This window comes from Providencia sp. JGM181 (assembly GCF_018257375.1).
GTDB classification, from domain to species: Bacteria; Pseudomonadota; Gammaproteobacteria; order Enterobacterales; family Enterobacteriaceae; genus Providencia; species Providencia lanzhouensis.
Genome location: NZ_JAERJY010000137.1, coordinates 1 through 9,854 on the forward strand (window position 1 = coordinate 1; position 9,854 = coordinate 9,854).

Genomic DNA, 9,854 nt, shown 5'->3' on the forward strand with positions numbered 1-9,854 from the left:
TCAATATACTATGAAATATCACTTAAGATCACCATGTGTGTGAATTAGGCTGACTGAATATTATTTAAATATCACTCTACTTTTTATTAAAGAATATTTAACATTTGAACATTACTAAATATAAACCAAGTTTGTTCTCATTTATAAGTAATCTATTTCAATAGGTTCCACAAAGTACAAATATCTTCTTTGTAATAAAAAATCTTGACAGGTGATTAATGGTGGTTATTTTTTGTTCGATTTGTCATTTTTAATCGAATTGATGGCGTTGGATCTAATGAGGGCGTAAGGATAAAAAACCCGCTCAGTGTAAATGAAGCGGGTTTTTAGAAGAGTCGATTAGTGATGCATTATCTGTCGTTTGGTCGGTTCATAATATGATCTTCCCACTCTACCACATCAATTTCTCGTACTGCGATATGGCGAACTGAAATACCTTCATTATGCATTGCAGCTTTTGAACCAGTTTTCAATGGATGCCACGCAGGAAGGGGCTTTTCTTCCATTAACAAACGGTATGCACAGGTACTTGGTAACCAAGCGAATGTTTCCAGATTATCCCGAGTCAGTTTTATGCAATCCGCTTCATATTTGAAACGATCTGCATAATGTCTGCACTGACAGGTTTTAATATTTAACTGGTTGCAAGCCACATTAGTGAAATAGATCTCATCGGTGTCTTCATCCATTAATTTATGCAAGCAGCATTGCCCACATCCATCACAGAGAGATTCCCACTCTTCATCGGTCATTTCATCTAAGGTTTTAACCTGCCAGAAAAACTGAGACATAATACTGCAAAATCCTATACTTAAATGACTCTAGTGGTCAGTGAATTATCATTAATCGTTAGCTTTAACATATCCCCAGAAGCCAATGGCCCCACACCTTCCGGTGTGCCGGTTAAGATAACGTCTCCAGGACGTAGGGTAAAGAAACGGGACATATAGCTAATGAGCGGTAAAACAGGCGTGATCATATCACGGGTCGAGCCAGACTGACGAATCTCGCCGTTGATTTCTAAACTCAGTGACATATTTTGCAGGTCACTGGTACCACTAACGGGAATAAATCCTGAAATTGGACATGAACCATCAAAAGCTTTGCTTTTTTCCCATGGCTGCCCTGCTTTCTTAAATTTCGCCTGTAAATCCCTTAAGGTTAAATCAAGTGCGACTGCATAACCGGCAATTGCACGAGCAACCCTATCTTCATCCGCATTTTTAAGAGGCATACCGATCAAAATCGCCATCTCAACTTCATGGTGAACCGAGCCTAATTCTTTAGGAATAACAATTGGCTGGTTCACATCACACAGTGCAGTTTCCGGTTTAATAAATAAGACAGGTTCTTCAGGTAATGCTGAACCCATTTCTTTAATATGTTTGGCATAGTTGCTGCCCACACAAACTACTTTATTGGCAGGGAAATCTAATAAAGCACCTTGCCAGTCGCGATGTTGATACATATCGGTAACTCCTATTATCGTTATTGTATTTTTGCAGCGATACCATCCGCCATCATACAAACACTTAATGCGAAATAATATGAACGATTCCAATGCATAATCGTGCGGAAGTTTTGGGTCACTAAGAACGTTCGACCTTCAGGGTCATCAGGAATAACCACCCATGTTTTTAAATCTGGCGATAGTCGAGAAAATGCAGGTAATTTAACCCCTAATTTTTCCCACTCCTGAACGGTTTTTCCTTGTTCCGTTTTAACCCCTTCTAAGCTACGGTTAAAATCAGCAGGTAGTGAAACTTGATAGCCCCATGGTAATGCAGATTGCCATCCTTCCGTGGATAAATAGTTGGCAACTGAAGCAAAGACATCGGCTTTGTTATTCCAAATGTCCATTTTGCCGTCACCATCGCCATCTGCGGCATAGGATAAATAAGACGTTGGCATAAATTGGCTCTGCCCCATCGCCCCAGCCCATGAACCTTTCAGTTGCTGATCTTCAGGAATATAACCTTTATCCATGATTTCCAAGGCTGCTAATAATTGCTTACTAAACAGTGCTTCACGACGCCCTTCAAAAGAGAGTGTGGCAAGCGCTGAAATTACATCTTCTTTACCCTGTGAACGACCAAAACCACTTTCGAGTCCCCATAAAGAGACAATGTACTGTGGCGGTACACCATATTTCTGGCTAATTGCGTTCAATACCGCTTGGTTTTCATAGTACTTTTCAACACCCGCATTAATGCGAGATTGTGGTAAGACATTTTTTAAATAGCTGGCTAACGTCACTGTTGCGCGTTTTTCAGGTTGCCCTTTATCCGCTTTTACGACACGTTCAAGGAAATAAATGTTAGCAAAGCCACGATCAATCGTAGACTGTTTGATACCTTGAGCCGCAGCATGTTGTTTCAGCAATTCCACATAGGCAGGAAATTGTGAAGGCTCACGTTGTTCAATTGGAAAAGCTTTATCTAGTGCGATAACTTCTTTCTCAATCGCAGCTTCTTGTGCCGTTGTCAGAATTCGAGTTTCGTTTGCTTGAGTTGCAGCTTTTTGGGTTTGCGGAGCACTGCAACTTGCTAAAAGTACACCAGCGACTAAGGTATATAATAACGTTGGCTTCATTTTTATCCTCCTGACGATAATGGCTTTTTAAGGATCATCCTAAATTGTCTTAGTCGTTTAATTCGCGATATTCAGAAAGTAAATTTTCAACCGGAGGTGGAAATTGCAAGTAGTAGCCAACGTCTTGAAGATCAGCTCGAACTCGCTCAATGTCCGCATTTGCTAGCTTTTCACGTTTATCCAATGAAATTAACATTGAAAACTGTGGTTTGCCAAATTGCTTCAGGAGTTCTTCTGGTACGCGTGAAAAGTCATCTTTCTTTTCGACATATAAATAAGTTTGATCACGGTTCGGGCTTCTATAAATTGCACAAATCATTATATTTAACTCTTTTTCTTGGTTCGTAAGCTTGCTTGAAGTATGCAGTAACTATAACATGCTATTGTTTTACTGAGTATCTTCACCCGAGGATTGTTTCGGAAATTTTAATTTGCTGAGTCTAGATAGATGCCACAATCGCCAATAGAACTTAAAGGCAGCAGTTTTACTCTTTCAGTCATTCACTTACACAGTGAAGAGCCTAAACTCATCAAAAAAGCGCTGCAAGACAAGGTCAATCAGGCTCCTGATTTTCTTAAAAATGCCCCAGTTGTTATTAATGTTGCAGAATTAACTCACCATGCGGATATGTACAGTATCCACAAAGCGATTGTTTCTGCTGGTCTTCGAATTGTGGGCGTCAGCGGTTGTACTGATCCACTGTTAAGACAAAAGATCAATGAAGCGGGCTTGCCAGTGCTTATTGAAGGTAAAAGCAAAAAAGCGCCAGAGCCATCAACGGATGACGTTACTTTTGCAAAATCTGATATTGCCCCACAACCTGCTCCTATCGAATCTGCTTATCGCAAAACCCGTATAATCAATACTCCTGTTCGTTCAGGTCAGCGTATTTATGCGCCAAATAGTGATCTCATCGTCACAAGTAATGTTAGTGCAGGTGCAGAATTATTAGCAGATGGTAATATTCATATCTATGGCGTTATGAGAGGTCGTGCCCTTGCTGGTGCCTCTGGTGATATGGAAAGCCAGATTTATTGTACTCATTTGCAAGCAGAGCTAGTGTCCATTGCAGGCGAGTATTGGCTGAGTGATCAGATACCTACTGAATTTCTCGCCAAAGCAGCTAAACTTTGTTTAGTTGATAACAAACTTAATATTGAATACTTAAATTAGACCTTATTTACAAGGAATTATTCATGGCACGCATAATTGTTGTTACTTCTGGTAAAGGTGGCGTTGGTAAAACCACTTCAAGCGCGGCCATAGCTACCGGCCTAGCTCAAAAAGGGAAGAAAACCGTAGTTATCGATTTCGATATCGGTCTGCGTAACCTTGACCTAATCATGGGGTGTGAACGTCGAGTAGTCTATGACTTCGTTAACGTTATCCAAGGTGATGCAACTCTTAATCAGGCGTTAATCAAAGATAAACGTACTGAAAACCTTTATATTCTTCCTGCATCACAAACTCGTGATAAAGACGCGCTGACTCGTGAAGGTGTTGAAAAAATTCTTGATGAACTCAGCAACGAAATGGCGTTTGACTTTATTATCTGTGACTCTCCTGCCGGTATTGAAAGTGGTGCATTAATGGCACTGTACTTTGCTGATGAAGCCATTATCACAACTAACCCAGAAGTCTCTTCTGTTCGTGACTCAGACCGTATTTTAGGAATTTTATCCTCTAAATCACGCCGTGCAGAACAAGGTCAAGACCCAATTAAAGAACGTTTATTGTTAACCCGCTATAACCCAGGTCGAGTGACTCGTGGTGATATGCTGAGTATGGAAGACGTTTTGGAAATTCTGTGCATTCCATTAGTTGGTGTGATCCCAGAAGATCAGTCTGTTTTACGTTCATCTAACCAAGGTGAACCTGTCATTCTGGACTCTGACTCTGAAGCAGGACAAGCATATAGCGACTGTGTAGAACGTATTTTAGGTGAAGATCGCCCTATGCGTTTCATTGAAGAAGAGAAAAAAGGCTTCTTAAAGCGTCTATTTGGGGGATAAATAATGGCTTTATTGGATTTCTTTCTGTCGAGAAAAAAGACGACAGCAAATATCGCAAAAGAGCGACTGCAGATCATCGTTGCTGAACGTCGCCGCGGTGATAGTGAGCCAGCTTATCTTGCTGATATGAAGCGAGATATTTTGCAAGTTATTTGCAAGTATGTTCAAGTTGACCCAGAAATGTTATCCGTACAATTTGAACAAAAAGATGATGATATTTCTGTTCTCGAATTAAACGTCACCCTTCCTGAAGCGGAAGAAGGTAAAGACGTCAAAGAAGCAAAACCCGCAGAACAGTAATATTGTACAATGCCGCTATATCGCTATATTAAATAACGCCATAGCGGCTTGATTTTGTTGTTGATTTCAGTATTAGTCTAATCTGAAGTTAATTTCTAATGTCATTTTTCTATTCATGCTTTCAGGTGGCTTACCGAGTGGCTTGCAACGCTTAATCGCATCCAATATTGCCTGCTCGAAAAATTGGCTCTTTTCTGAATCCACCACTTTTGCATTGACCAACTCACCTTTCTCTGTGACATCAAACTGAACTTGAATATCCCCTTGCATACGCATTTTGCGTGCTCTTCGCGGGTACTGTTTATGCCTATCAATTTCCCGTTTGATCTGGTCTAAATAGCGCTGTTTGGCATTGATGCTATTTTCACCATCAGAAAAATGGGAGAGATCACCTCGCTGCCCTGCGGCTAAAGAATTTGCTGTGTTTTCTCCTTCTTTAGCTCTTTGGGTTTGCAAATCATCTCGAAGGCTTTCTTTCTTGGTTTTTTCTTCCGGCTTAGCCTTATTTTTTACAGAACTACGTTTTTCAGATTTCACTTCTTTAGGTGTTTTTTCAGCGACGGTATTTGAGGCATTATCTTGCTGGTTACGCTGCTTACTGACCTTGATGTTCGCGTACTCAAATTCCTCAATGGCATTGAGTTCACCACCAGTTACCGATTGGCTTTCTTGGGGGATGCTCACTTGTTGCTCAACTAAAAACTGGGTTAACGCGACGGTCACTACTGGCGAAATTAACGGTGCTGTCATTTTGAATGACAATGAATTGAATGCAAAAAAACAGAAATAAATAATGGTGCCGTGTAATAAGCCAGAAAGCGGTAATCCATAATAAATTCGAAAATAATTCATGGCGATATTCCTAATCAGCCCCAGCAAATGTGCTTTGCTGGGGCTGAGCCTTAGAAGTGACTGGTCACACTTAAACGAAGGGATCTCCCCGGTGCTGGCATCATGCTACGTGTCAGCGGGTCAATGTAATATTCGTTTAATACGTTAGAGGCTAACAATTCCACTAACAGGTTCTTATTCACTTGATAAGTGACATAGGCATCAGTAACAAATACTGCATTCCAACTCATCGGATTATTGTTTAAAGGAGCATATAAAGGTCCAAATCGGTGAATCATGCTAGCTTCATCTTTATTTTCTGTTTTGGCGTGGTAGCGTATACGCCCACCGACTTCCAAGCTTTCATTAAAGAAGCGCATTCCCAAATTAGTGTGAATACTGTATTTAGGTTGTAACTGAGTGCGAAGGTAACCTAATGGAAAGCCACCTTCCGTACAGATGGAAGAATTAAACTTATTGATTGGGTCGAGGTGTGCCATAGAAGCATTATCGCAAACTTCATTTTTTAATCGGAAATCAACCCCTAAATCCCCAAAGAAGCGTCCATTATCATAACGAGCTAACACTTCTAATCCGGCCGTTCGGTGCTGATCCATTTGTGAAAAGACCAAATTACCATCACGATCAAACGCATTATCAATAATATTATGGTAATAATTGATTCTAAAATCGGCGGCATTTTCTGCTTTCAACCAACTTTGCAAATTACGTACATAACCGATTTCAAAGGTATGACTACGTTCTGGTTTAAATGGACGTGCTCTTATGAAACCTTCACCAGCCCCTGAAAATCCAATCGTATCTTCAAAAATGCTGGGCATTCTGACGGTTTCAGCATAACGAGCAAACACACGGTCATTTTCTGAAAGGTAGACAGATCCTCCTATTGATGGGCTCCATGCAGAATTAATGCGCTTACCGGGGTTTTTATACTTTTCGTTCTCGTTGACTGAAATATATTCATATCCCTTAGTCGAGGAACGGTAAGCTATGATTGCTTTTACTTTTTTCTGGCTAATCGGGTCAATCACTTCTTCTGAAAGGTCAATTTCCCCGTTATAAAATGGGTTATTCTCTGTCGTGAACTTACCATCTTCATCCACTCGCCATTTAATATAGTCGAATCCGGTAATACGAAATCCCTCATACTCTTCACGGATTGTAGAATAGTGTTCCGCACTTTTGAGGGAATGTTTAGGCAGTGATAACGCTTCGGCAACAAACCACTCTATTTTAGAAGTGCCAATGCTACTGTCTGGCCAGAGCCCTACTTCATTGTAGCCGCCAAAAGTGCGTCCTTTGCTGTCTACATACTCTCTCACTTTATGCGCTTCCTCTTCAGTGAGCACTCGAGAATATTCGAAATTTATGGCTTGCGGAATTTGATGAATCGCGAAGTTATAGTCTTTCGCTTTTAATCGACGTTCCCTTAATAAATCTCGTGACCAATAGTTTTGGTACTGTAGACCAGCATTTACATTTAGCCAGTTTGTTGGTCGCCAGTCTAATTTTATTGCTCCACTAAATTCTTGGCGTTTACCTTCTCGCGGAATAGCTCTAAATGTATTTTTTTTAGCGATTGTTGCATCTGGTGCATATATATCGTCATTAGTGTTAATCTCTTCTCTAATAAAATTCCCTATTAGAGTCATATCAAAGTTCGGAGTAAACTGTAATTTATTAGATAAAACTAGCCCTTGCCTATTATTGATTTGATTCAGTTTAATTCCATCTACTAATGTGCCATCTATATTGGGATTTCTTCTGCTTAAACTGTTAACTGACCAATCTAACTCCATCGCTTCCCTAGGTAATCCACCAGCAGTATTCGAATTTAAATCCGTTTTCGTTAGCCAGTACCCCATTTGAAGATCACCCCACGGCTGCTTTTCAGATTTAAAATCATAGTTAGCATAGAATGATCCTAGACTTATATTAGCTAAGGGCCACTGGGGAATTTCCCCCGCTAAATCATGAAAACGAATTTGTGAAGGCATAATTTCCCCGTAATGGCTTTTTGTATGCACATAGCCAAGGGATATTTTTTGTGATTCAGAAAGTTGCAAATTTATTTTTTGCAGAAAAGTTTCGCTATTACTCGAGGCATTCCCCACCTCTTTGGTGGGTAAGTACACATTCGCAACAAATGGAATATTGGGATCCACCATTTTTTTGGAGTTATCGATATCGGTAGTAATAATAGGTTCTCGGAAATAGTCTGCACCGTGGCGACCAGCAAAGTAGTTACCTTGATTTCGGTGACTATAGGCAAACAGTATATCAACTTTTTCTTGGCGTAATCCTAGCGCCACTCGTACCGCACTGTCTTTTAAATTAAAAAAATTCGAACTTCCCGGTTGATCTGGCTCGACTGAAGCTTTTGGATCTCGATAATAAATCCGAGTTCGATAATTATCTTTGCTTCCTAAGCTATACATGATAGCTGAATCATCACGATAATCTGTACCAAGGGTAAATTCATTAATTCTTGGTTTGGTTGAGTTAGTCCGTGTTTCTAATTTAAAATCTATTGCGAAGCGTTCATCGAATGGCACAACATCATCAATACTGAGAGTCTTAACCGCAACGCCGCCACCAACTGAAGTACGAATATCACGGTCTAACATTGGGCTTTTTACTACGGTAATACTACTGATCATGTTAGGGTCTACATAATTTCGGTTATTAGCCCCGTTGTAGCCACGCCACACTGTGATGGCTTGTTCTGTACCATCTACTGTGACGGGTACGCGCCCTTGCCCTTGAATACCGCGAACATTCGGGTCTAATGCACCGCTATTGCGCGCATCCCCGCTATACACACCAATACCGTGGTTAAGAACATCTGCGGGATTCGTTCCTTTGTAACGTTCTACCGCTTCTTTACTTATATAAATATTGGATTCATCTTTATCATATTGGTCATCCGCACCTTTTTGGTCACGTAGCTTAATAGTATCTGTTCTATCTTTTACCTGTATATTGCCCACCTGTTCCCTTGAGCTGGCATAAGACGAAAGTGAAATGATACCCATCGTTAACCCTGTGGCAATTTTCATTGCCACCACTGCTGTTACTTTCATACTAAATCTCAATACGAACTAAAACGTTTTACTTAAATTTAAACCCACTTCGCTTTTATTATAGGAATAGCTTATTTTTGCACTGCTATCATTGAATTTGTAATTAACATAGAGTGTTGGAGTTAATGATAAAAACTTGTGTCCTAATAGGGTTATTTGGCTATTTAACGCCCATGACTCATCGTGTCGCTTTGTATTAAGTGCACTGTCAAAATCAAAAAACGTATGATTACTACTTGTTAATTTATTGACTAACTTATTCGAGCTAAATACATTGATTGAGCCCACAGTTAACCCTGACACTTGATAACTGTCACTTTTATATTGCTCAATGTTTTTACCACCATATAAATTTGAAAATAAGCTCCATTGTGGATTGACCGAATAAATTGCCGTTATACTATAATTAATATCATAACCTGATCGCGATACTCGTTTCCCAAAGAAAGCTTGATTTTTATACGTTAGATTGGATAGCAAATAAAGCTTATTACTAGGGGAGTATGCCCCTGTAATGCTCGCGCCGACACTGTAATGGTCAAACAAATGCCCTCGCCAATTAATATCTACAATCGGTGAAAAAGCGATCTTTTTATTCCCATAAAGATACTGATAGCTTACTGATGAATAACTTGAAAAACGCCTTTTTACTGAGCGATGTGGGTATTCCCATACGTATCCACCAAGGCTGGCCAACAGTGAATGTCCTCGATTCTGCCAAAGGACTTTATTGGCATTTCCTGAAAAGCCATACACCAAACCGGATTTAATTTCGCTACCTTGCATACACCACATTGCACTACATTGCTGCTCACCATTACCATGAGCCTCGGTATAGTTTGTGTCATATTTTACATCAGCATTGAAATTTCCCTGCCAATGCGCGCGATTTTCTAATGCTGTAATTTCATTATCTATCTGTTTTATTCGCTCTTCAGATAAGTTTACTCGATATTTATTTTTTATTTTTTTATATAAAATCAATGCTTCACGGTGATAACTATTTTTTATATA

General features: G+C 39.9%; 10 protein-coding genes. 3 read left to right on the forward strand and 7 right to left on the reverse strand.

Going from position 1 to position 9,854, the window contains the following annotated elements; translation table 11 throughout:
* Nucleotides 1-350: 350 nt before the first annotated feature.
* The 4 genes from JK188_RS14550 to JK188_RS14565 are packed head-to-tail and all read right to left on the reverse strand — an operon-like array spanning nt 351 to nt 2,911.
* On the reverse strand, nt 351-794 hold the full coding sequence (locus JK188_RS14550; RefSeq protein ID WP_211886402.1) for a YcgN family cysteine cluster protein: 444 nt from the start codon (nt 792-794) through the stop codon (nt 351-353).
* Nucleotides 795-811: 17 nt separating this feature from the next.
* Nucleotides 812-1,468, reverse strand: coding sequence for a fumarylacetoacetate hydrolase family protein (locus JK188_RS14555; RefSeq protein ID WP_036948193.1), 657 nt, complete (start codon nt 1,466-1,468; stop codon nt 812-814).
* A 20-nt stretch (nt 1,469-1,488) separates the two neighbouring features.
* Nucleotides 1,489-2,592 carry a lytic murein transglycosylase gene (locus JK188_RS14560; protein ID WP_036948195.1) on the reverse strand — a complete coding sequence of 368 codons (1,104 nt, stop codon included), beginning with the start codon at nt 2,590-2,592 and terminating at the stop codon, nt 1,489-1,491.
* Nucleotides 2,593-2,641: 49 nt separating this feature from the next.
* The gene (locus JK188_RS14565; protein ID WP_036948197.1) at nt 2,642-2,911 is read right to left on the reverse strand and encodes a YcgL domain-containing protein; all 270 of its coding nucleotides are present in this window, start codon (nt 2,909-2,911) and stop codon (nt 2,642-2,644) included.
* A gap of 129 nt (nt 2,912-3,040) precedes the next feature.
* Between JK188_RS14565 and minC the strand changes: the two genes are divergently transcribed.
* From minC to minE, 3 genes are read left to right on the forward strand one after another with little or no spacing between them, the layout of a single operon-like run.
* The gene (minC, locus tag JK188_RS14570) at nt 3,041-3,766 is read left to right on the forward strand and encodes a septum site-determining protein MinC (RefSeq protein ID WP_036948199.1); all 726 of its coding nucleotides are present in this window, start codon (nt 3,041-3,043) and stop codon (nt 3,764-3,766) included.
* Between the two features lie 23 nt (nt 3,767-3,789).
* Nucleotides 3,790-4,605, forward strand: a complete 816-nt coding sequence (gene minD / locus JK188_RS14575) for a septum site-determining protein MinD (RefSeq protein ID WP_036948201.1) — start codon at nt 3,790-3,792, stop codon at nt 4,603-4,605.
* Nucleotides 4,606-4,608: 3 nt separating this feature from the next.
* Entirely contained in the window at nt 4,609-4,905 is a 297-nt protein-coding gene (gene minE, locus JK188_RS14580; RefSeq protein ID WP_036948203.1) for a cell division topological specificity factor MinE, read from the forward strand.
* A 72-nt stretch (nt 4,906-4,977) separates the two neighbouring features.
* Here the strand turns inward: minE and JK188_RS14585 are convergent, their stop codons facing one another.
* The 3 genes from JK188_RS14585 to JK188_RS14595 all read right to left on the reverse strand — a co-directional run.
* A complete protein-coding gene (locus JK188_RS14585; RefSeq protein WP_249215388.1) occupies nt 4,978-5,757 on the reverse strand; it encodes an energy transducer TonB in 780 nt (259 codons plus the stop codon).
* A gap of 50 nt (nt 5,758-5,807) precedes the next feature.
* The gene (locus JK188_RS14590; protein ID WP_211885499.1) at nt 5,808-8,840 is read right to left on the reverse strand and encodes a TonB-dependent receptor domain-containing protein; all 3,033 of its coding nucleotides are present in this window, start codon (nt 8,838-8,840) and stop codon (nt 5,808-5,810) included.
* Between the two features lie 18 nt (nt 8,841-8,858).
* Nucleotides 8,859-9,854, reverse strand: a 996-nt coding sequence (locus JK188_RS14595; protein ID WP_211888659.1) for a surface lipoprotein assembly modifier, incomplete at its 5' end; no start/stop codon positions are given.